The sequence below is a fragment of the Paenibacillus andongensis genome (genome assembly GCF_025369935.1).
Classification (GTDB): domain Bacteria; phylum Bacillota; class Bacilli; order Paenibacillales; family NBRC-103111; genus Paenibacillus_E; species Paenibacillus_E andongensis.
The window spans coordinates 4,966,968-4,989,238 of the sequence record NZ_CP104467.1; the positions used below are offsets into that span (position 1 = coordinate 4,966,968).

The 22,271-nt window shown below is 43.2% G+C and carries 22 protein-coding genes; 9 read left to right on the plus strand and 13 right to left on the minus strand.

Features of this window, described 5'->3' with window-relative positions:
* Positions 1–151: 151 nt before the first annotated feature.
* Positions 152–1,312 carry an MFS transporter gene (locus NYR53_RS22640; protein WP_261301411.1) on the minus strand — a complete coding sequence of 387 codons (1,161 nt, stop codon included), beginning with the start codon at positions 1,310–1,312 and terminating at the stop codon, positions 152–154.
* A complete protein-coding gene (locus tag NYR53_RS22645) occupies positions 1,309–2,487 on the minus strand; it encodes a serine hydrolase domain-containing protein (RefSeq protein ID WP_261301412.1) in 1,179 nt (392 codons plus the stop codon). The genes NYR53_RS22640 and NYR53_RS22645 overlap by 4 nt, the downstream gene beginning before the upstream one ends.
* 171 nt (positions 2,488–2,658) lie before the next feature.
* Between NYR53_RS22645 and NYR53_RS22650 the strand changes: the two genes are divergently transcribed.
* Positions 2,659–3,120, plus strand: a complete 462-nt coding sequence (locus NYR53_RS22650) for an Lrp/AsnC family transcriptional regulator (protein ID WP_261301413.1) — start codon at positions 2,659–2,661, stop codon at positions 3,118–3,120.
* A 76-nt stretch (positions 3,121–3,196) separates the two neighbouring features.
* Here the strand turns inward: NYR53_RS22650 and NYR53_RS22655 are convergent, their stop codons facing one another.
* The 7 genes from NYR53_RS22655 to NYR53_RS22685 form a co-directional block, all read right to left on the minus strand.
* Positions 3,197–4,399 (minus strand): metallophosphoesterase family protein, encoded by a 1,203-nt coding sequence (locus NYR53_RS22655; RefSeq protein ID WP_261301414.1) that lies wholly within the window; start codon positions 4,397–4,399, stop codon positions 3,197–3,199.
* Entirely contained in the window at positions 4,380–6,677 is a 2,298-nt protein-coding gene (locus NYR53_RS22660; RefSeq protein WP_261301415.1) for a PAS domain S-box protein, read from the minus strand. Before NYR53_RS22660 ends, NYR53_RS22655 begins: the two co-directional genes overlap by 20 nt.
* 92 nt (positions 6,678–6,769) lie before the next feature.
* Positions 6,770–6,967, minus strand: a complete 198-nt coding sequence (locus tag NYR53_RS22665; RefSeq protein WP_261301416.1) for a hypothetical protein — start codon at positions 6,965–6,967, stop codon at positions 6,770–6,772.
* Between the two features lie 225 nt (positions 6,968–7,192).
* Positions 7,193–7,945 (minus strand): amino acid ABC transporter ATP-binding protein, encoded by a 753-nt coding sequence (locus NYR53_RS22670; RefSeq protein ID WP_261301417.1) that lies wholly within the window; start codon positions 7,943–7,945, stop codon positions 7,193–7,195.
* A gap of 10 nt (positions 7,946–7,955) precedes the next feature.
* Complete coding sequence (locus tag NYR53_RS22675) at positions 7,956–8,624, minus strand: amino acid ABC transporter permease (protein WP_047680023.1); 669 nt, start codon at positions 8,622–8,624, stop codon at positions 7,956–7,958.
* Positions 8,625–8,635: 11 nt separating this feature from the next.
* Positions 8,636–9,493, minus strand: a complete 858-nt coding sequence (locus NYR53_RS22680; protein ID WP_261301418.1) for an amino acid ABC transporter substrate-binding protein — start codon at positions 9,491–9,493, stop codon at positions 8,636–8,638.
* Positions 9,494–9,584: 91 nt separating this feature from the next.
* Complete coding sequence (locus tag NYR53_RS22685; protein WP_261301419.1) at positions 9,585–10,427, minus strand: LysR family transcriptional regulator; 843 nt, start codon at positions 10,425–10,427, stop codon at positions 9,585–9,587.
* Positions 10,428–10,542: 115 nt separating this feature from the next.
* On the opposite strand from NYR53_RS22685, the gene NYR53_RS22690 reads away from it, so the two are divergent.
* The 8 genes from NYR53_RS22690 (at position 10,543) to cydS (ending at position 18,807) form a co-directional block, all read left to right on the plus strand.
* Positions 10,543–11,775: a cysteine desulfurase gene (locus tag NYR53_RS22690; protein ID WP_261301420.1), complete on the plus strand. Its 1,233-nt coding sequence runs from the start codon at positions 10,543–10,545 to the stop codon at positions 11,773–11,775.
* A 228-nt stretch (positions 11,776–12,003) separates the two neighbouring features.
* Positions 12,004–13,446 (plus strand): MocR-like pyridoxine biosynthesis transcription factor PdxR, encoded by a 1,443-nt coding sequence (pdxR, locus tag NYR53_RS22695; RefSeq protein ID WP_261301421.1) that lies wholly within the window; start codon positions 12,004–12,006, stop codon positions 13,444–13,446.
* A 151-nt stretch (positions 13,447–13,597) separates the two neighbouring features.
* A complete protein-coding gene (locus NYR53_RS22700; RefSeq protein ID WP_261301422.1) occupies positions 13,598–14,167 on the plus strand; it encodes a TetR/AcrR family transcriptional regulator in 570 nt (189 codons plus the stop codon).
* A 63-nt stretch (positions 14,168–14,230) separates the two neighbouring features.
* A complete protein-coding gene (locus tag NYR53_RS22705) occupies positions 14,231–15,607 on the plus strand; it encodes an MFS transporter (RefSeq protein WP_261301423.1) in 1,377 nt (458 codons plus the stop codon).
* A 31-nt stretch (positions 15,608–15,638) separates the two neighbouring features.
* Entirely contained in the window at positions 15,639–15,962 is a 324-nt protein-coding gene (locus tag NYR53_RS22710; protein WP_261301424.1) for a luciferase domain-containing protein, read from the plus strand.
* Positions 15,963–16,325: 363 nt separating this feature from the next.
* Positions 16,326–17,669 (plus strand): cytochrome ubiquinol oxidase subunit I, encoded by a 1,344-nt coding sequence (locus tag NYR53_RS22715; protein ID WP_261301425.1) that lies wholly within the window; start codon positions 16,326–16,328, stop codon positions 17,667–17,669.
* On the plus strand, positions 17,666–18,697 hold the full coding sequence (locus NYR53_RS22720; protein ID WP_261301426.1) for a cytochrome d ubiquinol oxidase subunit II: 1,032 nt from the start codon (positions 17,666–17,668) through the stop codon (positions 18,695–18,697). The genes NYR53_RS22715 and NYR53_RS22720 overlap by 4 nt, the downstream gene beginning before the upstream one ends.
* 5 nt (positions 18,698–18,702) lie before the next feature.
* On the plus strand, positions 18,703–18,807 hold the full coding sequence (gene cydS, locus NYR53_RS34665) for a cytochrome bd oxidase small subunit CydS family protein (RefSeq protein WP_437180065.1): 105 nt from the start codon (positions 18,703–18,705) through the stop codon (positions 18,805–18,807).
* Between the two features lie 58 nt (positions 18,808–18,865).
* Here cydS and NYR53_RS22725 read toward each other — a convergent pair whose 3' ends face one another.
* The 4 genes from NYR53_RS22725 to cysI form a co-directional block, all read right to left on the minus strand.
* Entirely contained in the window at positions 18,866–19,015 is a 150-nt protein-coding gene (locus NYR53_RS22725) for an aspartyl-phosphate phosphatase Spo0E family protein (protein ID WP_084160547.1), read from the minus strand.
* A 394-nt stretch (positions 19,016–19,409) separates the two neighbouring features.
* Positions 19,410–19,919 carry an SRPBCC domain-containing protein gene (locus NYR53_RS22730; protein WP_261301427.1) on the minus strand — a complete coding sequence of 170 codons (510 nt, stop codon included), beginning with the start codon at positions 19,917–19,919 and terminating at the stop codon, positions 19,410–19,412.
* 18 nt (positions 19,920–19,937) lie between these two features.
* Positions 19,938–20,267, minus strand: coding sequence for an ArsR/SmtB family transcription factor (locus NYR53_RS22735; RefSeq protein ID WP_261301428.1), 330 nt, complete (start codon positions 20,265–20,267; stop codon positions 19,938–19,940).
* Between the two features lie 271 nt (positions 20,268–20,538).
* Complete coding sequence (cysI, locus tag NYR53_RS22740; RefSeq protein WP_261301429.1) at positions 20,539–22,260, minus strand: assimilatory sulfite reductase (NADPH) hemoprotein subunit; 1,722 nt, start codon at positions 22,258–22,260, stop codon at positions 20,539–20,541.
* Positions 22,261–22,271 lie beyond the last annotated feature (11 nt).

The following is a 22,271-nucleotide window of genomic DNA, read 5'->3' on the forward strand; positions in this document are numbered from 1 at the left end:
AGAACAGATAAGTAAGTTGAAAAGGCTTTCTGGTTCGTTTCTAATAGAATAGAATTGTACCAAATTAATAGACGGGGGTGTAGGTGCTAAAAACATTTATTATTATATTCCTATCAGATAGCAAAAAAAGGCTGCACGCGGCAGCCGCAAACTAAGGTCTTTTATTTGGATTAAAGTACACTATTTTTAATACAATACAAACAAGTGCCAACAAAATAAATAATAAGCCACTCCATATCGTCCCTCTCATGCCAGAAGCCGTAATAAACCACCCACCTACTAACGAACCGATGGACACACCCAGATTGATGAAGGAAATATACACTCCCGTGGCAAATTCAGGAGCCTCCGGAGCCTCAGAAGTTAACCATATTTGAGTTACGATGAGTCCACTGGTATGAGCAGCCCCCCACAAAACCATAATGACAATGATTGGCACAATGGATTTTTCCCCCATATAAAGCAGTAAGAAAGAGATCGCTAATACAATCGGATGGAAAACAGTCGTTCTGACCCTATTTTTTCCAATCAGTCTCCCTGCCAATAAGTTGCCGGCCACTCCCCCAACACCAAAAATAACAAGCATGACACTAATGATTTTCCCACTCAACCCCATCACTTGTTCCAAATATTCGGCAGCATAGCTGTAGACCGAAAACATAGCAGCAAATAGGAATGTTGCAGCTCCAATATTGATCCAAAGGGGGACTTTACGCAATATACCTAGCTGTTCCCTGTAAGAAACTTTCTCGGCTTTGGACGATTTCGGAAGCATGATAGCGATCCCCGCACTAGCAGCGGTGTTAACAACAGCACAAAATATAAAAGCAGCCTCGAATGAGAATTGATCTACGAGATAAGTTGTTATCGGTATCCCAAGCACCATCCCCATGCTAGTACCGACAAAAGCTTTGGCAGAAGCCTGCGTGGCTTCCTTAGGATAGAGTGAAACTGCAGCTGTAAAAGCCAAGGAAAAATATACGGGATGGAACAATGCCGGGATAATACGAAGCGCCAGCAGAATATAAAAATTAGGAGCATAAGCTGATAATAAACTACTTCCAGCAAAAATAAGTAAAGACAATATCATGACATTTTTACGATTATATTTTGAAAGAAGCAGCACCATGAAGGGGCCGCATAGTGCTATGACAAGTGCAAATACCCCGACGAGCATGCCGGCCTGAGACGTACTGACATTATAACGCTCCGTAATAGCTGGTAATATTCCGACAACGCCAAACTCAATCGTATACACACCGAATAAGCCCAGAGCGATAAAGATTATGGGGTTTATCTTAAGCTTATTCATTCGTTCCTGATTCCGTCATAGACGGCTTTACAAAGATCAACGGTAAACTGGCCTGACATGCCTTCCAGAGCTGTATTGGTAAATGCTACGACACTTAGCTGCTTCTCAGGATCAACGAACCAGGAATGCCCATAGGTACCACCCATGCGCCAGGTTCCCGGTGATTCCGGAGTGTCTGCGGCGATAGGATCCTTGAGCAGCGTAAATCCTAGGCCAAAGCCTCGCCCTGGCCAAAAGGCCATGGGCATATTACCGATCTGGTTGGTAGTCATCTCACGAACCATATTCTCAGGCATCAGGGGCGCTCCACCCTTGCGTAATGCTTCCAGCAGCAGCAGCAAGTCGCCAGCGCTCCCGACCATACCGGCTCCGCCGGAGTGATAGGCAGTAACGTCAAGTGCCCGACTAGGGGCAAGTCGAAAGCCAGCCGTGCCCTCAATAAAATCAATGCTATCGGGGTCAAGTAAAGGCCGTGGCTCTGGAACCGCATTGGCATAGGCCGTCGCTAGTCGCTTTGGATCGACTGCAGTAAACCCAGTGTCGTCCATACCAAGCGGCGCTGTCACTAGCGTACGAATGGCTTCACCAAGCGTTGAATCTGTAACCTTCGCAATCACGGCGCCTAGAACATCAGTGGCAATTGAATATTTCCACTGGGTTCCCGGCGTATAGAGAAGCGGAACAGAAGCGATACGACGCAGGTTCTCTTCCAACGTGATACCGGCCTGATCCATACCATCCGATACCTCTGCGCGATGATAGGGACCATTCTCTTCCTGAAAAAAACGGTAAGTCAGCCCTGCCGTGTGCGTCATCAAATGCCGAATCGTCAATGTCGCGAATTCACCGCTCTCCAAACTCGGGTGAAACTCTGGAAGCCAACGATCAACGCGGTCGTCAAGGCGTAAGCGGCCTTGCGAAACTAGTACCATCGCAGCTGTTGAAACGATAGGTTTGGAGACAGAAGCAAGCCTAAACAAAGCATTTTCCTGCATCATCTGGTTCTTCTCACGGTCTGCAAAACCGGCAGCGCAGTTATAAACCAGTACCCCGTCTATCGCCACTTTAATGACAACGCCAACCAACCGTTTGCCGGCAAGCGCACGATCGATTACTTCATCAATTCGTGCTTGTAAACGGTCCGTATTCAATTCGTTTGTATTCAACTCATTCATTGGGATTCATCCTCTCTGAATAGGAAAGATTTGATCACTTCACTATTGTTAGTTTATTATAATAATTAAGTCACTTGCTTTACATAAGGCATTCAAGTTATGTCTGCCCTTAAACAAATAAAAACGAGTTAGTTTCTAAGCAAAACCTTAAATTTAAAGGAGCCGATTTCGATGGACCAAGTTGATAAACAAATCCTTTACCATCTTCAAAATCAAGCGAGAATATCCATGACAGAACTAGGCAAGTGTGTCGGGTTATCACAACCCGCAGTAACGGAGAGAGTAAAACGTATGGAGGAAAAAGGGATCATCAAGGAGTATCGCACCCTGATTTCCCCGGAAAAAATCGGGAAACAAGCCGCCGCCTACATCCTATTTCGTACTAGAGATTGTCATGCATTCCTTGATTTTTGCCGCTCATCACCCGATGTCGTCGAATGCAACCGCATAAGCGGAGAACACAACTACTTATTGAAAGTAATGACCGACTCCACGCGGTCTCTTGAAGAGTTCGGCAACCAATGTGATAAATATGGGACGTATACGATTCTAATCGTGATGTCATCACCAATCGAGCCTAAATTACTAATCCCATCGCTTGAAGAGGCGAACTTGCTTGCGGAGCTAGAATAAAGTAGATAACAAAAAGGAATCCGGCATCAACCGGATTCCTAGTACTTTACTTATTCAACTTAGTCTTAATCATCATCTAATCTTCAGAAATAACCTCAAAAGATATTCGAGCTAGCTCTGTGTTCAACGTTTCCCCCAAATAGATCATATCGTAAGATCCAACTGGCAGTTTCAAATCAGTGAATATGAGCTTCCCATCCGGCTGACTAATCGAATTGGTTCTAATATGCACTATAGGAGTAATCGGTTGAATCTCACTCGGTAATGCACCTTTCGGGAAAATACCGAATGCATCTTCTCTCAATGACCCCGTGTAAGTAACTTCAATCCAATCGTGAGTCCGATATACGTTCTTGTCTATCTGCATTGTTGGGTTACCAAGCGTTAGATCGGGATCGACTTCTGGGTTCACTACCGGAATTAACGAAGGAAGCGCTACTGAGAAAGTGGCATCTTCAATCCACGTTTTAGCGAGAAAATCCCTTCCTTTTACGACCACTTTATGATCATATACCTCTACGAAATATCCCTGGGATCCGGCCTTCTCCACATCCTCATCCGTCCATAAGTAGGCTGTGGAGGCTGCATTAAACATAGTTGCATACTTTGCGTTGTACATCGTGTCTGCTGAACCCAGTTCCCAATGAGTATGACCCGTAAATACAATCGTTTGCGGATGTTTAGCTAGAATTGTCTTAAGCTCCTTGTCCTGTCGAATACCATGCCAACCGAACTTGTTTTGTGACCCTGAAACGGTATTTTTCAAAGGCTGATGAACAAAAATAAAGGACGGTTTGTGTACCTCTTCGTGCTCCGATAGCTTTAGTTCTAACCACTCAAGCTGCGTCTCTGATAAATACGAAGAGTCTTTTAACCCCTTCTCAGTCCCTAGGAAAATAAAATGATAGTCGTTCATCCAAACATCATAATACTTTTTATCCATACCCGTACTCGTTGTAAAATAAGACATTTGGGTATCAAAGTCCGCCCAACGGACATCATGGTTGCCGAAAGTAAAATAGATGGGTGGCAGCCCCTCTGTATGATCCTTCAAAATTCTTGTCATCATTTCAAACTCAGTTTGCTTACCATTGTTAGTCATATCACCAATATGCATAATTCCTTGACTATCGGGTGAATTTTCCCTGATATCCTGTAAAGCCTGGATGAAATTCAACGAATACACGCTTTCTACATGATCTTCAACATGTGTATCTGTAATCACAATGAATTTGACATTCGGCTTTTCGTCTTGTCCCTTATTTATATGCTCCGTCATTTATTTCCCTCCTTTGCGTTTTTTGGTACTTTTCAATCCTTTCGAGTATGACCTCGCTTTTGATTGGTTTGCTTATGTAATCATTCATTCCTGCTTCCAGACATTTTTCACGATCACCTTTTAGAGCGTTAGCTGTCACAGCAATAATATAAGGAATTTTCTCTGATGGCATTGTTTCTTTGATCTGTTTGGTGGTTTCCAGACCATTCAAGGCAGGCATCTGGACGTCCATAAAGATGATATCGTAGGTTTCGTAAGCGAGCGCTCGAATAACCTGATGGCCATTTTCGACAATGCTAGTGAAATGCCCCATCTTTTCAATCATTTTCTTTAATACGATCTGATTAATTTGGTTATCTTCGGCTATTAAAACTTTTAATGGTTTTTGAACAAATGCGATTTCTGGTATAGAAGAGTCTTTTGAATTTGATACCTCTTCTTTTAACCAAACTGTAAATACAAAAGTCGCACCAGGCTCGTCCGTTTGTTCAATCCAAATATCTCCACCCATTAACCCAACAATTTTTTTGCTTATGGCTAACCCTAATCCCGTTCCTTCCGATTGTCGCGTCATGAAGCTATCCAATTGATAGAAGGGATCAAACAAATGATTGAGTTTCTCCTTGGGGATACCAATCCCGGTATCTTTTATTGAACATTTCAGCTGGATCTTGTGATTCTCGCGCCCATTATTTTCAACCACAATGGAAACCCCGCCGCTATACGTGAACTTAATCGCATTACTAATGAGATTCATTAACACTTGCTTCATGCGATCGTAATCACCAATTAGTTTATTAGGAAATTCAGAAATCACGGAAACTTGAATTTCCAGCTTTTTTTCATGTGCTTTGGGCATCAAGACTGCAAGCGCATCGTCGATACAGTCTCTAATATCAAATGGCTGCGCTTGCAATTCAGTCTTGCCCGCTTCAATCTTGGAAAAGTCCAAAATATCATTAATAATCTTAATCAGCGTATTCCCGCTTTTATTAATGATTTCTACGTATTCTTGTTGCTCTTCATCCAAATCCGTCGTATTTAATAGCAAGTCTGTCATGCCTATTACCCCATTCATAGGGGTCCTGATTTCATGGCTCATCATGGCTAGAAATTCACTTTTTGCTTTATTAGTATTTTCAGCTGCTTCCTTAGCAATAAGCAGTTGTTTCTGTTCGGTCATATCTTTTGCAATCACATAATACCCGACTTTTTCCTTATTTATGATGATGGGCGCAATCGTTGTTAGCACTTCAACATGATGTCCATCTTTATGTTTGATTTTATTAATCTTTCTTTCCGTTGTAACGTCTTCAATAGAAAAGGAAAGTATCCTACGGAGATTTCGTTCACCAATAATTATGGAAATTGGCTCTCCTCGCATCTCCATAACCCTATATCCAGTCAATCGTTCTGCCATCTCATTGGTGTTAATAATCCTGCCCTTCACATCCAGGGAAATAATAGCATCGTGGTTGTATTTTTTCAGAGAGGTATATCGCTCAACAGACTCTTGGAGCTTCAATTCTACTTTCTTTCGCTCCGTAATATCTCGCCCTATCCCTAATACCTTCAGTAGTTGGCCTTGTTCATCTCTAATGAGTTTAATCGCAGTCTCAAACCAAATATATGTACCATTCTTATGACGTGAACGATAGGTAACTACCTCATTATCCGAAAAGGGGGCAGACCTTATTTTTTCTAAATCTTCAGGATGATTTAATTCCGTACTATCTTTTCCGATCAATTCTTCTGGCTCATATCCCAATAAATCACGCACAGAGGGTGATAAATACTCGATGTTACCATCGGGATTCACTAGCGTAATAATATCCTGAGCATTTTGCGAGATAAGTTCATACAATTTTTCAATCTTTAAAAGTTTTTGCTCCGTGGCTATTTTATCTGAAATATCGATGATATGTGCGATAAAGTATAGGGGAGTTTCTTGTTTTTCGTCACGAACCAAAGAAAGCCTTACAGACGCCCAAATAAGATGACCGTTTTTCTGAATACAGCGATTCTCCAACTCATAAAATGGTGAATTCCCATTCAATACCTCTTCGATTAGTCCATTAATTTTAATCAAATCATCCGGATGGGTTATTTCCTTAAGTGTAAGTCCAATTGCTTCTTGTTCCGTATAACCAAGGGTTGGATAGAAGGATGGATTAACCCTCATGATAGAGCCATCTATGGACACCAACGCAATAGCATTTGGCGCAAAGGTAAATATTTGTTGAAAAACAGAATCGCGCTCGAAATCTACTTTAGGCATTTGAAAACCTCCAGTCGTCAATGGACCCCCTATTTCTACTATATAATGCCATTTAAATATAACATGACTTTAATTGTGAACTGAAATTGTCATTATCTTTTACTTAGAAATTCACAATTTGCCTTCACGTATTTCTCTCCAGTCGTGCTTACAACTAATTCATCATCATGAGATTGAATGATAACATTCTCCCCTATTAGTTCACCTTGTAAAAAGATCGCGATTGGCTGTCGAAATACCCGCATTCTTTCAAAGTCAGAAGGTTCTATCAGTTTGCGTTGTTTTGGCATGTTTTTTCTCCTTTTTAAGCTTCTATATGATTATATTATTGCATAAATACGAATCAAAATCAGTTCCTATGAAAAAGGACCTTCTCAAATGTCTGAAAAGACAAAGGAAAGTCCTGTTTGTCTTATGTTAACGCTGCCCAAGATTTTGAATAATAAAAAATAGACTGCCGAAAGATTCGGCAGTCCTAGTATCGTTCATACTAGCCTTATGGCAAACAGCTATTATTAACTGGTTGCCCCGCTAAGTCTAGATAAAAACAATCTTGTTCTATCTTGTGCAGGATGATTAAACAAAGCATCGGGTGTACCCTGCTCAATAATACTGCCATCGTTCATAAAGACAACAGTATCCGCTACTTCCTTAGCGAATTGCATTTCATGCGTAACAATCATCATAGTCATGCCTTCCACGGCCAAGTCCTTCATGACTTTAAGCACTTCCCCCACAAGCTCAGGATCTAATGCGGAAGTTGGCTCATCAAATAAGAGCACTTCAGGATCAATAGCCAATGCTCGGGCTATACCTACCCGCTGCTGTTGTCCTCCGGACAGCTGATGCGGATAATAGCTAGCCTTGTCCTCTAAACCGACCTTCCTAAGCAGTTCGACCGCTTTACTTCTAGCCTCTTGCCTGCTTCTTTTCTTCACAACGACCTGAGCTGTCGTGACATTTTGTAATACCGTTAAGTGAGGAAATAAATGATAGGACTGAAAAACCATCCCGGTCTTTTTCCTTAACGCGAGGATTTCGCTCTGTTTTGGCTTATCTATTTCTGTAAATGTAAGCTGTGTGCTTCCTATCTCAATCGTGCCTTTATCAGGAATTTCTAGAGCGTTAATAGAACGAAGCAAGGTAGATTTCCCGGAGCCGGAAGGACCGATGACTACCATCACTTTGCCTTTCTCTAAGGTAATATTGATACCTTTTAACACTTGCTGAGAACCGAAGGTCTTGAATAGATTGTTGATTGTAATCATACATCCACCACTATCTAGCCGTATGAAGGTCAAACTTTTTCTCCAAACGACCTTGAATATTTGAAAGAATTGTGCTAATTACCAAATAAATGAGTGCAGCTTCACAATAAAGCAATAAGGGTTCATAGACGGTTGCCGTAATTTGCTGAGCTTTTTGAAACATTTCCGTCACCGTGACAGTTGCTGCGAGTGAGGTGTCTTTCACCAAGCTTATGAACGAGTTAAAAAGTGATGGAATCGAAATTCGAATTGCTTGGGGCAATATGATGACCCGCAGCGCTTGAAGCTTAGTCATTCCGAGCGAATAAGATGCTTCCCATTGTCCTTTTGATGTTGAGAGCAAAGCGCCACGAATAATCTCAGATCCATAGGCGCCAACACTTAAGGTAAATCCTATAACAGCTGATGGGAAAGCATCCAGTGTAATCCCGATACTTGGCAGTCCATAAAAAATAATAAACAATTGCACCAGCAAAGGCGTGCCCCGAATAATCCACACGTAAAAACGTGCTGCCTGAACAAGAGGTTTAATATCAGAAATACGAATTAATGCGGTTACCAAGGCAAGACAAAGCCCCAGTGTAAATGAGATTAAAGTCAAAGGTACTGTAAAAGTAACCCCTGCCTTAAGCAGGGGAAGGAAAGAGTCTATGAAGATTTGCCATTTTCTATCGTCCATTTTAAAGAACCCTACTTCGATACATCTTGGCCAAAGTATTTTTCAGAAATTTTGAGATAAGTTCCATCTTTCTTTGAATCAGTCAATGCTTTGTTAACCGCATCAACGAGCTCTTTATTGCCCTTGTTTAACAAAACTGCGCTTTGCGATGCTTCCTTGGTCTCATCGACGACTTGAATAGCTACATCCGGTTTTTGTTTTTTCAAATCCAGGTAAGACAGCCCATCATTAATCGTGGCATCAATACGTTTGGACAGCAGCAGATCGATGGCTTGATTAAATCCGTCGGTTTGTACTATCTCTGCGCCGTTGGATTTAGCAATTTCGGTTAAGTTACTTGTTAATGATTGCCCTGCTTTTTTACCTTTCAAATCAGTTAATTTTTTAATATCCTTATTGTCTTTGTGTACAATCAAAACGGCTTTAGACACGATGTAAGGATCTGAGAAATCGTATTTCACTTTACGATCATCTTTAATGGTAACTTCGTTCACGACAATATCAAATCGTTTGGAATCCAGCCCAGCAAACATGCCATCCCATTTCGTTTCGATGAATTCGGCTTGAACACCAAGTTTCTTAGCGATTTCTTGAGCAATCTCTACATCGAACCCAGTTAATTTCCCATCCTTGTCATGGTACGTAAAAGGTGCATAAGTCCCTTCCGTTCCTACACGAATTTTCCCATTTGCTTTGATCGTATCCAACAAAGTTTGAGTTGCTTGTCCGGCTGTTTCTTTCGCCACAGCTTCTTTGGTTGCTGCCGCAGTTGGAGATGGTTTATTAGCCGTTTCTTTTGTTCCACATGCAGTAAATATAAGAGAGCTCGCTAGTAGTATCATGCCTGCCGATAGATATTGTTTTTTCATTTGAAGACCCCCATGTTGTTATTTGAACTTTTGTCATCTTAACACTACTAACTTTATTCAGTCAAGAAATATTCCTACTATTTCAGTTGGATTAATTCGCTGTATGGTTTCCGTCCTCTACGTTCCTTAGATGATTCAAGAAATACCAAACGCTGTTAGATAGACGCTCAGCAGGCCGTGTAATGACACTCGCTACGATAGGTATTGATGTGAACGTTGTCCAAGGCAGCAGCCTCCCATAAGACAGCTCTAAACGGGCTGCAGATTCCAAGATCACTCCGCACCCCATTCCCTGCATCACAAATTGTTTAACAGTCTCGGTGGAATCGAGATGCATGATCTCCATATCCCATGTATCGTTGATGGGTATGGATATACCATCTCGAGATACGATCAGCTTTCGGCTATGGAATGGCAACGAAGGTTGAATACCTATCAATCGTTCCTGAGCGAATGGCGTAACTCGGAATGAAAAATGGTCGTCTGGTGGCTGCAGCGTCATTCCGATATCAATGCTGCCCATTTTGACTAATCGCTCAATTTCCTCATCTGTTCTTGTTTGCAGTTCTACGGTGATATCGGAATAGGTTTGAGTAAACGAAACCATGATTTTCGGTAACAAATAAGCGGCTACTACCTGGGAGGCAGCTACAATGATTTTGCCTCGACTCCCTAGGCGATATTCCTCCATGGTCCGATAAATCTGCCCTTCCAATGACAGCATGGTTTCTGCATACTCCATCAGAGTATGTCCTGCATCCGTCAAAGCGATATCCCGGCCAACAACTGTAAACAGGGGAACTCCTACTTCCTGCTCTAAACGCTTAAGCTGCATGGATATCGCTGGTTGGCTGACATAGGTTTCCTTGGCAACTTGAGTAATACTCCCCTTTTTAATCACTTGCATGAACAAGGACAAGTGTTTCGTATTCATAAGGGCCTCCATATATATAACTAAATTATTATGATTATATAATATTAATAGTATTTGTATTATAGATCAAATCATGTCATTCTATAGACATTCTTTGAAGGGAAGTGTTTTCTCCATGAATATCCAAGAAATAAGAGACCAATTTCCGATTTTAAAGCAGCAAGTAAATGGACATCCTCTGGTGTATTTAGATAGTTCGGCCACATCTCAGAAGCCCTACGCTGTCATTGAAGCGTTACGGGATTATTATACGAATTACAACTCCAACGTTCATCGCGGTGCACATACATTAGGTTCATTGGCTACGGACGCATTCGAAAATGCCAGAGAAAAAGTCAAATCATTTATCCATGCCAGGGAGTCGGCAGAAATCGTATTTACTCGCGGAACGACCGCTTCATTAAATCTAGTCGCCCAATGTTATGTGAGAGAATTTCTTCAAGAAGGCGATGAAATCTTGATCACATTAATGGAGCATCACAGCAATCTCATCCCTTGGCAGCAGGCAGCTAAAAAAACGGGCGCAATACTTCGCTATATTCCCATCCAACCTGATGGCACTATTCGCTTAGAGGATGTGGAGGAAGCTATCACATCGAAAACCAAGTTCGTATCCATCACCCATGTTTCCAACGTCATGGGAACTATTCATCCTGTGAAACAGATTGCGGCAATTGCTCACCGTCACGGAGCCGTGATTTGCGTCGACGCGGCTCAAAGTGCACCACATCTTCAGCTGGATGTTCAAGATTTGGATTGTGACTTTATAGCTATTTCCGGTCATAAGATGGCAGGGCCTACCGGCATTGGTGTTCTGTATGGCAAGAAAGCCCTATTGGAAAAAATGGCGCCTTATGAATATGGCGGAGAAATGATCGATCACGTAGACTTATACGAATCTACTTGGAAGGAGCTTCCATGGAAGTTTGAAGGAGGAACGCCGAATATAGCAGGCGCAATCGGGCTAGGTGCCGCAATCGATTTCCTGCAGCAAATCGGGTTAACGAACATTCGTCAGCATGAGAATCAATTAGTCAACTATGCACTTGAGCAGCTTTCACAGATTGAAGAAATTTCGATCTATGGCCCTAGGCAGCCCGAACTAAGAAGCGGCTTAGTCACCTTTAATGTAGCAGACGTGCACCCCCATGATCTCGCAACCGTTCTGGATTCGGAAGGAATTGCGATTCGAGCGGGCCATCACTGCTGCCAGCCTTTGATGAGGTGGCTTAACGTTTCATCCACGGCACGTGCGAGTTTTTATATTTACAATACGGAAGAAGATATTGATGCTCTCGTGAAGGGGTTGAAGCGGGCGATAGCTTATTTCACTTACGTATCTCAATGACAATAATATGGAGTAAAGGGTTTATTCCAAAGGCCAATTCCAAGGCATATTTTCCAATTGTTACGTGAATAATAAACAAGCCGTTTCGCCATTCTTGCCCATTTTATCCCCACCATTACTAAAAGATTAGCGAGTTTGTCATATATTCTACTTGCGAGTTCAACAACGAATTCAAGAACTGTATTATACTATGGAATACATTGATATTTCTCTAAGATGGTGGTATACATGCGCAAACCTGACCGAACGAGTAAAAAACCTCTCTATCAACAGATCTCTGATGAGATGGAGAGGAGTATTATACATGGCGAATATCCGCCCGGAAGTTTCTTGCCTTCCGAACGTAAGCTAGCCGAACGACTGGAAGTTAACCGAAGCACGGTCGTACATGCCTATGAGGAATTACGTGCAAGAGGAATAGTGGAAAGTATCAGCGGAAGCGGCACAATGGTCAGCAACCACATTTGGGGAATAAGGCCCAATCTAACACCCAATTGGCGTCAATATGTGGAAGGGGGCACATTTGCCCCAAATCTACCATACATCCGCCGGGTTCGTGAGGTTCTGCGTGAGCGAGAATCGATCATTGACTTTGCTAGTGGCGAGTTATCTGCCGACTTATTCCCCAATGAGGCGATTAAGCAAATAATGAGGGATATTCCTTTCGAAGCCTACTTAGGATATGACGATCCGAGTGGTTATTTGCCGCTTAGAGAGACGCTTGTAGGTTTTTTGGAGGAAAAATTACATATTCGAGCGACAGAATCTTCCATCCTTATCACGTCCGGCTCACAACAATCTCTGTATTTGATTATGCAATGTTTGTTAGCACCTGGGGATGCGGTTGCCATTGAAGACCCGTCTTATTACTATTCTTTGTCCATGTTCCAATCTGCCGGGCTCCGCATTTTTCGCTTACCTGTAAAAGAAAATGGCATCGAACCCGAAGACATTATGTCTTTGTACCGCCAACATCGCATTCGCATGATTTTTTTGAATCCGAACTATCAAAACCCGACAGGGACGATCCTTCATACATCTAAAAGAGAGTCCTTGCTGAAGATCGCAGCTGAACTCGGTATTCCCATCGTTGAAGATGATCCGTTCAGCCTTACTTCCTTTGATCATTCTACTCCTGATACGTTGAAATCCATTGATACTCACGGTTCCGTGCTCTATGTCGGTTCCTTATCCAAGATTGCAGCTTCAGGATTACGGATCGGTTGGTTGGTAGCTCCCCAAGCTGTCGTACAACGATTAGCTGATGCTCGCCAGCAAATGGACTTTGGCCTAAGCATTGTCCCGCAGTGGCTTGCCAATAAATTTTTGAGTTCGGATTTGTTTGATCAGCATACGCTCTTCCTAAGAGACTCCCTTTCTCTGAAGCAGCATCTCATGATCAGATCCCTTCAACAAGAATTACCCGATCAACTCAGCTTTATCCCAGCTCGAGGAGGTCTAACTATATGGTGCAAGATCAAGGACAAGCTTGACGATCAGAAGTTGTTGGAGGAAGCGATCAAACGAGGAGTTGTGTTTATGCCAGGAACGGTATTTGGCTCTGAGCCCGGATATCTGAGATTAAGCTTTGCTCGTCCCTCTATGGATGAGATCGCTTCTGGCATATCCAAATTAGCTCAGGCTTTTCATGCATTAACACAGAAATGTTAATAGGATTGTGTAAGCTGCCCTTCGCGATTTACATCGGAAAGGCAGCTTATTATTTAACTTAAAATTTTGTGCTCCCAGCCCTTGACATTGCTGCATGGCTCCAATACAATAAAAATGTAAGTAAGCACTTGCATTAAAGAAGGGTAGATCAATGAGCAACAATCCAAGTACGAGTGATAAACTTCTATTAGCCACAATCGATCTCATGGCAGAAAAAGGGTACGATGGCACGACGACCAAGGAAATCGCTGCTGCTGCCGGAGTGAACGAAGTCACGTTATTTCGCCATTTCGGCACGAAAGAGAAGCTGCTAGCGGCTGCCTTCAATCGTTATCACTATGCCTTAGAGATGACAAAGCTTTTTAACGAATCTCTGACAGGCGAGCTGCATGAGGACCTTCTTATCATCAGCCGCAAGTACCATAATCTCATGAATCGAAATAGAAAACTGTTTCAGATCATTCAAAAAGGAAGCAGCAGTCTCCCACCAGAAGTTTATCAGGAGGCTCACCGTCATCCTCAGGAACTTAAGAAGCTAATAACGAATTATTTGCTTTCCATGTCGGAGCAAGGTAAAGTGATCACTTCAAAACCTGATATCCAGGCATATGCTTTCATGTTGATGAATCATGGTGCGTTCAATAGCAACATGTCCCCCGTAGATTTGGACGAATTTATTGAAGAAAGCGTGCGGTTATTCGCTAGGGCATTAACTCCCTAGCTTTTTTATAAACCCACATGCAAGTATGTACTTGCATTCATATTCAAAAAGGAGCGATGAACCATGAATTCTGAAACCATGCTGCAAAAAGGCCCTATCTTAATGCGATTATTGATGTTTACCGTAATGATGTCATCGATGAGCGCCCTTATGTTTAACGTTGTACTTCCTCAAATCAGCAAGGAGTTCCATCTTACTCTTGCTCAGGTGAGCTGGCTGTCATCCGCTTATACGCTTATCTATGCTTTTGGTACCGTGACCTATGGAAAACTGGCGGACCGATTTCAACTGAAGAGCCTGTTGACGTTCGGTCTGACGTTGTTTGCTGCGGGTTCTCTAATGGGGCTCATCTCCCAAACATTCTGGTTCGCACTTCTTGGAAGATGCCTGCAATCTGCTGGGGCTGCAGCTATTCCGGCCATTGCGCTGATTATCCCAGTAAGGTATTTTGCGCCTGAGAAGAGAGGCTCCGCATTAAGCATGACAGCTGTCGGGATTGCGCTCGGAAGTGCCCTTGCGCCTGTTATTTCCGCTACTATCGTCAGCTTTGCGAATTGGAGATGGCTGTTTCTGCCATCCCTATTGATTTTGTTACTGCTGCCGCTGTATCGAAAATATCTCGAGCATGAAGTGAAGCAAGCTCCGCGCAAATTCGATTGGCTTGGCGGAGGCTTGCTCGCCGCATCCATTGCGCTGCTTCTGCTCGGGGTCACGAATCGAACCTGGTGGTATTTGCTTGTCGGTTTAGCGACCTTAATCCTCTTCATCATTCGAATTCGTACCGCCGAAGAACCCTTTATCCAACCTCGGTTGTTTCGCAACAAGAAGTATACCATCGCAATAACGCTGGCGTTTCTCATCAGCGGCATTGGTGTTTCCTTGTATTTCTTAACTCCGATTCTGTTTTCGCAAGTTTATCATCTTGGTTCCAATTGGATCGGTTTCGCCATGGTCCCTGCTGCGGCAGCCTCCGCCCTTCTAGGAAGAAAAGGCGGAAAACTAGCGGATCGGAAAGGCAATTCCTATTTGTTCTCTGTTGCTACCGGTGCTTTAATTATTTGTTTTGTCTTGTTGTCCATCTTTACAGGAATCTCGCCGTTATGGATCTCATTCTTTTTGATATTCGGTAACGTAGGCCAATCTTTCTTGCAGATTGCCATGTCCAATTCCATTTCAATATCATTGCCCAAAGATCAGGTTGGAGTTGGTATGGGACTTTTCTCGATGGTCAGTTTTATTGCTCAAGGAATAGCTGCAGGCATTTACGGTATTGTTGTTGCACAAGGTTCATCCGTGCATTGGAATCCATTAAATGTCGATCCGAACAGTTACGTATTCAGTAATTTTTATCTCATTCTTGCCGCGTTGCATGTGGGGATCTTGCTCTTCTACCACTTGCAATTCCGTACCAAGAATGCAAGCGTTGCATTAGAACATTGAACAAATCACGTTTAGGGGAGGGAACATAAAGATGAATGGTAATGTGAGGCAAATTTTTATCGACCAATTGCTTTCATGGCCTGAAGTAACTCAGCAGCCACACCGTTTCGGAGGGATTGAATTTCAGTTTATCGGAAAAGAAATTGGTCATCTACATGGAGATCATCTAGTCGACTTGCTCATGCCACGATCGATTCGCGATCAACTTATCGTTTCAGGGCGTGCGCAACCCCATCATATCTATCCTGATTCTGGTTGGGTATCTGTTTATTTAACGTCAAATGAGGATGTTACTAACGCCATTGAACTTCTACGATTCAAGTATGATTATCTAGTGGCAAAACGAAATGAATGATGATAAGAGCACTCTATACTTTTTAGTTTGTTGTCGATGGAAAACCCTCAGGCACTATGCCTGAGGGTTTTCCTGTATGTATGAATATCAGCAGGGTTTATTGTTCACAAAAATGTCGGATTGGCAATCAAATACGTAGAGTAAAATTTCATAATATTGGCATTCTATTAGGAAGTAAACATCCATTCTACCTGTACAGTAGGTGATCAAATAGATAAGTACAAAAAGCAAGAAAAATGGTTAATAAGGCTCTGTATCCTTATTGCTTCTCTCATGCTTCTTTCCTGGCTCCGACAGATGTTTGCAAATTCGCACTAACTGATTTCCCAAGTAATTTTCAAGCTGAAAAGGAGTACATCACATATGGCCTATGATCCCGTGCTTTACAGCCGAATGCTTACAGAACTTACATTCGCCTTCCATATAATCTTCGCTACCGTAGGTGTTGGTATTCCCATCATGATCGCATTCGCCGAATGGTCTGGCATTAAGCGAAACGATCCTTACTACCTGCTTCTTGCGCGGCGCTGGGCCCGCGGCTTCGTTATAACCGTCGCTGTTGGTGTTGTCACAGGAACCGCAATAGGTCTCCAGCTAAGCCTGCTATGGCCGAGCTTTATGCGCGTTGCCGGCCAGGCGATTGCCTTGCCTTTGTTTATGGAGACCTTCGCCTTTTTCTTTGAAGCTATCTTCTTAGGCATCTATCTATACACTTGGGATCGATTTCGTAAGCCCATCACTCATTTCCTGCTCAGTATTCCGGTCATGCTCGGATCGTCAGCATCTGCTTTTTTTATCACAACCGTTAACGCGTTTATGAATACCCCGCAGGGCTTTAAGCTGGACAACGGCTCCATTACAAACATTCAGCCGCTTATAGCCATGTTCAATCCCGCTACCCCAACGAAGGTAGCACATGTGCTTTCTTCGGCTTATATGACAAGCGCCTTCGTCCTTGCGACGATAGCCGGCGCTGCTTTGCTTAAAAAGCGCGATTCGCTCTATCACCGTAAAGCACTCAAGCTAACGATGGTCGCTGCTCTTATTTTTTCAATGTCAACTGCACTCATTGGTGATCTTTCCGGGAAATTTTTGGCTAAATACCAACCCGAGAAACTGGCTGCCGCTGAATGGCATTTTGAGACGGCTAAACAGGTGCCGCTTGTTCTAGGGGGGATTTTAACAGAAGATCATCAGATTAAATACGGGTTTAAAATCCCTTTCGCCCTAAGTATTCTAGCTCACGATAACCCGAATTCGGTCGTTCAGGGCTTAAATGAAACACCTTTGGATGAGCGGCCCCCTCTTATTGTTCATTATTACTTTGATTCGATGGTCACGATAGGCATTTTCCTTACGGTACTTTCTATGCTATCTGTTTGGATGGTTTACAAATTAAAAAGTATCCAATATCCAAGTTGGGTGTTGAGGTTGATCGTCCTTTCAGGCCCTCTAGCCATTTTGGGGATTGAATTGGGTTGGATTTATGCTGAGGTAGGCAGACAGCCTTGGATCCTTCGAGGTTATATGAAGACCGTCCATGGAGCGACCACCTCCACACATGTGGATCTAATGCTCCTTTTGTTCTGCATCCTATATGTAGCGATTGGGTTAACTTTGGTCAAAGTGCTTAGGAAAATGTTCACGAACAGCGATGTACAAGATGAACTCAAGAGCAGAGGCATTGAGGGGGGACCTACACATTGAAGTATGAGTTAATTGGCATTACAGTCCTATGGATATTTCTGTACGGCTATTTGATCGTTGCTTCTATTGATTTCGGGGCAGGCTTCTTCAGTTATTACTCCTATGCTACCGGAAAAAAACATCTGGTTGAAAACATCATCAAACGTTACTTATCACCCGTGTGGGAGGTTACGAATGTTTTCCTCGTTTTCTTCTTTGTCGGTATCGTCGGCTTCTTTCCAGATAGCTCGTATTACTTTGGAACAGCCCTTCTGGTGCCCGGAAGCATCGCGATTGTTCTACTTGCGATTCGCGGCTCTTATTATGCTTTTAGTATTTATGGACAAATGCAAAAGCAAAGCCACTTGTATACCTTTTTGTATGGAGCAACCGGGCTCCTCATTCCCGCTTCCTTATCAACCGTTCTGACGATATCGGAGGGCGGCTATATGACAGAGGAGAATGGCAAGGTTATTTTACACTTTAGCAAGCTATTCACAAGCTCTTATTCATGGTCGGTCGTGCTCCTTGCACTTGTTAGCGTTCTTTACATTTCTGCGATGTTTCTTTCCTACTATGCCAACAAAGCGCAGGATTATGAAGCACTCGAAATCGTCCGGGGCTACGCACTAGGTTGGAGTCCACCAACAATCGTGTGCAGTATATTTGTTTTTTTCGCTATTCGCTGGCACAATCCGGAGCATTTTCAGGCTATGCTTGATCTGTCTTGGATGTTCGTTGCTTCCTTACTTTGCTTCATAGCTGCCGTCTATCTGATATTTAAACGAAAAAGCTTTGGCTGGGCATTTATTCTTGTCATGCTGCAATTCGCCTTTGCCTTCTTCGGATATGGAGCTTCCCACTTGCCGTATATCCTTTATCCGTTCATTACCATTCACCAAAATTTTACGAACGATGCGATGGCTATCTCCCTAATTGTCGTTTTCCTGGCAGGACTATGTCTGCTTATTCCATCACTTGTTCTACTGATGAGACTGTTCCTGTTCGATGCTGAATATGTGCGAGGGAATCCTTCCAAGAAAGGGTGAAAAAGATGGATTTTTTTCTGCTTATGATTGCGCCTTTGCTGCTTGTGGCTTTTTCAATCGGAATTTTGTTCATGATGTTCTCACGAGGGCAGGATAAGTTTCCTGAATAAATAACAAAAAGAGGATATACAGCTGCATATCCCTGACCCATTCTCTATGTAAGTAATATCATTTTAACTCTTGAAAGTTAACAATATATTCATCTAATTTTTGACTAAGATCTACTACTTTCTCATGCGTTAAACTTCCGCGTATATACGCCTCTTCAATCATTTCAATGCGTAATGCTTCGATTTTCTCTAATAATAGTAGTTCCATCTCACTTATTCACACCAATTCTGTTCAATGATGGTTTGTACAATAGCTATTATAGAACAGGACGCTGAAAAAGGTAATGATTGGGTCGATAATCTTTATGACAAATTTGTGAAATATTATTTCAACATCAAATAAAATTTCTGTTTTTTTGCACCTCTTTGTAGATGGAACGACAAGGTTGTGCTCCATACAACAATAGACAAGCTAATCCGCGTTTATCCACGCGAATGTTGTAAAATTCTGCATATACACACATTCTCACTAGACCGGACAAGCCTGTTAGCTAACGATGCTAAACAGGGGGAAAGCTTTACTTGCCCCACTTCCAAAAAGCATATAAATATCATTAAAAAAAGCCGCCGGATCTACGCCGGACGGCCTCGTGATAAGAGATTTATTGAATGGATTGCAGATGCTCGGAGAGACGATCCCAAGTTTCAGTAATACCTTGCTCCATCCCCATTTCCATGACGGTTTTGAGCGCTTCGGCGGATTCGTATTTTGCGTGGCTGATAAGCTTGGTCTTCCCTTCATGCTCTACAAATGTCATCGTTATCTGAGACGATGGCATCCCCTGCGTTTCATTCCCTTCAGCATCCGAGAAGTAATCGACGTAAGCAATTTTCTCCGCCTCAACAATTTCCCCATAGACTGCTTTACCCCAAGATTCGTATCCGTAAAAATCCCCTTGATTCTGATCGATACACTTCATGCAGTAATGCCAGATACCACCCGGACGAAAATCGACGTTGCAAACCGTAAGCGTCCAACCGCGAGGTCCCCACCAGTGCTTAAGATGCTCAGCCTCCGAGAATGCTTTGAATACAAGCTCGCGCGGCGCGTTAAAAACACGCTCCAAAATTAGTTCCTGACCTTCTACCTTCGTACTCATTTGATTTGACATTGAAAATCCTCCTAAAATTTAGTTTTGTTTGTTTTCTTTGTTTCGCAGCTTCTGAAGGTAATTCTCCAAAGCCTCAAATCGTTCATCCCAGACATTGCGGTAGGTTTCAAGCCAAGTGTCCAGTTCTTGAAATGGTTCCAATCGCAGTTTGTAGTTCCGGCGATTGGCCACAGCCTGCACTTCCACTAGTCCAGCCTCCAGCAGGACACGAAGATGCTTCGAGGCTTGAGGCTGGCGAAGCCCAAGACCTTCGGCGATATCTCCTACAGTCAAGGGACCTTCTAACAGAAGCTCAACAATGCGTAAACGGTTGGGTTCGGCCAGTGCGCTAAATGTTGTATTATCCATGATGATTTCCTGTTCCAGTTCCAGCTCTAGTCAATCCAGGCCACCTCGTTTCGTTAACAAGTTACCTTACTTCCATTAACAATATACCCCAAAAAGAATATTCCTGTCAAGGAATATTTGGAATTAATATTGCACTCGATCCATCTACTTTATTTGGGTGTAACACCAACAATAATTTATAACCAGAACCAAAAAAAAGCAGTACGTCTAAGTGACGCACTGCTTTCTATTTCCGATAAATTTACGGAAAGATATTGGGGTTAACCCGATTTTATGAATGAAAATCTTGTCCGGAACGAACTTCTTTGACATAGCCTGCGCGGATGACAAAATCGCCAAAATGCTCGTTTTCTTGCCGTTCCTTCGCATATTGATTGACTATCGGTCGCAGCGACTCCAGAATCTCCACTTCGCCGATGTTTTCCTTATACAGCTTGTTCAGTCGATTTCCGGAATGCCCACCGCCTAAATACATGTTGTATTTGCCTGGTGCCTTACCAATGAACGCAATTTCCGCCAGCATTGGACGGGCGCAACCGTTCGGACAACCGGTCATGCGAATGACGATCTCTTTGTCACTCAAACCAGCTTCTTCCAACATCGGCTCGATTTTATCCATTAAGTCCGGAAGGTACCGCTCTGCTTCAGCCATCGCCATACCGCAAGTCGGCAGAGACACACAGGCCATAGAGCTTCTGCGCAATGCGGAGTACTGAAGCCCATCCGTAAGACCATATTCTTTGATCAGTTCTTCGATCTTTTTCTTTTTCTGAGTGCTCACATTACCGATCACCAGATTCTGGTTCGCCGTAAGTCTGAAGTCCCCATTATGCACTTTGGCAATTTCACGAAGTCCGGTCATCAGTTGGTAGTTATCCTCATCCATGACACGGCCGTTTTGGATAAACAGGTTGAAATGCCATTTCCCGTTGCTGCCCTTCACCCAGCCATAGCGATCTCCATTATGATCAAAATGGTATGGACGCGCCGCTTCCAGCTTCCAACCTAAACGAGCGGTTAGTTCACCAACGAACCAATCAATGCCGCGGTCATCAATCGTATATTTAAACCGAGCATGCTTACGCACAGAGCGATCGCCGTAATCCCGTTGAATCGTAACCGTCTTCTCTGCCAAATCAATCATTTGATCCGGCGTGATGAATCCAATCACTTGGGCTACTTGCGGGTAAGTCAACGGATCGCCATGCGTCATCCCCATGCCGCCACCTACAGATACATTGAAGCCCTTCAGCCGTCCATCTTCAACAATAGCAATGAAACCCAGATCTTGCGAGAAGACATCCACATCATTGGAAGGAGGCACTGCTATACCGATTTTGAACTTACGCGGCAAATACACCTTTCCATAGATCGGCTCTTGCTCTACGCCATCTTGGCTGTCCACTACTTTTTCGCCGTCCAGCCAGATCTCGTGATAGGCTTTGGTCTGTGGATCCAGGTGGCTGCTAACGCGGCTGGCCCATTCGTATACTTCAGCATGAACTTCCGACTGATAAGGATTCGGATTACACATGACGTTACGGTTAACGTCACCGCACGCAGCTAGCGTACTTAACAACGAATCATTCACTTCACGGATCGTCTTCTTCAAATTCCACTTCAACACACCGTGAAGCTGGAAAGATTGACGTGTCGTCAGACGGATCGTTCCGTTTGCATACTTCTGTGCAACCTGATCCATCATCAACCATTGCTCAGGTGTAACGATTCCGCCAGCGGCACGAACACGCAGCATGAACTGATAAGCCGGCTCCAACTTCTGCTTTTGCCGCTCATTGCGAAGATCCCTGTCATCCTGCATATAACTTCCGTGAAACTTCATCAAACGGTTATCATCCTCAGGGATGGAACCCGTAATGGCATCTATCAGCGTCTCTTCGAGACTCCCGCGCAAGTAATTGGTTCTCATTTTAATGTGCTCAACTTCGCTGTGCGGTGCACTGTTCTTTGAAAGTAAATTATTTTCTGACATATTGGCCTTTC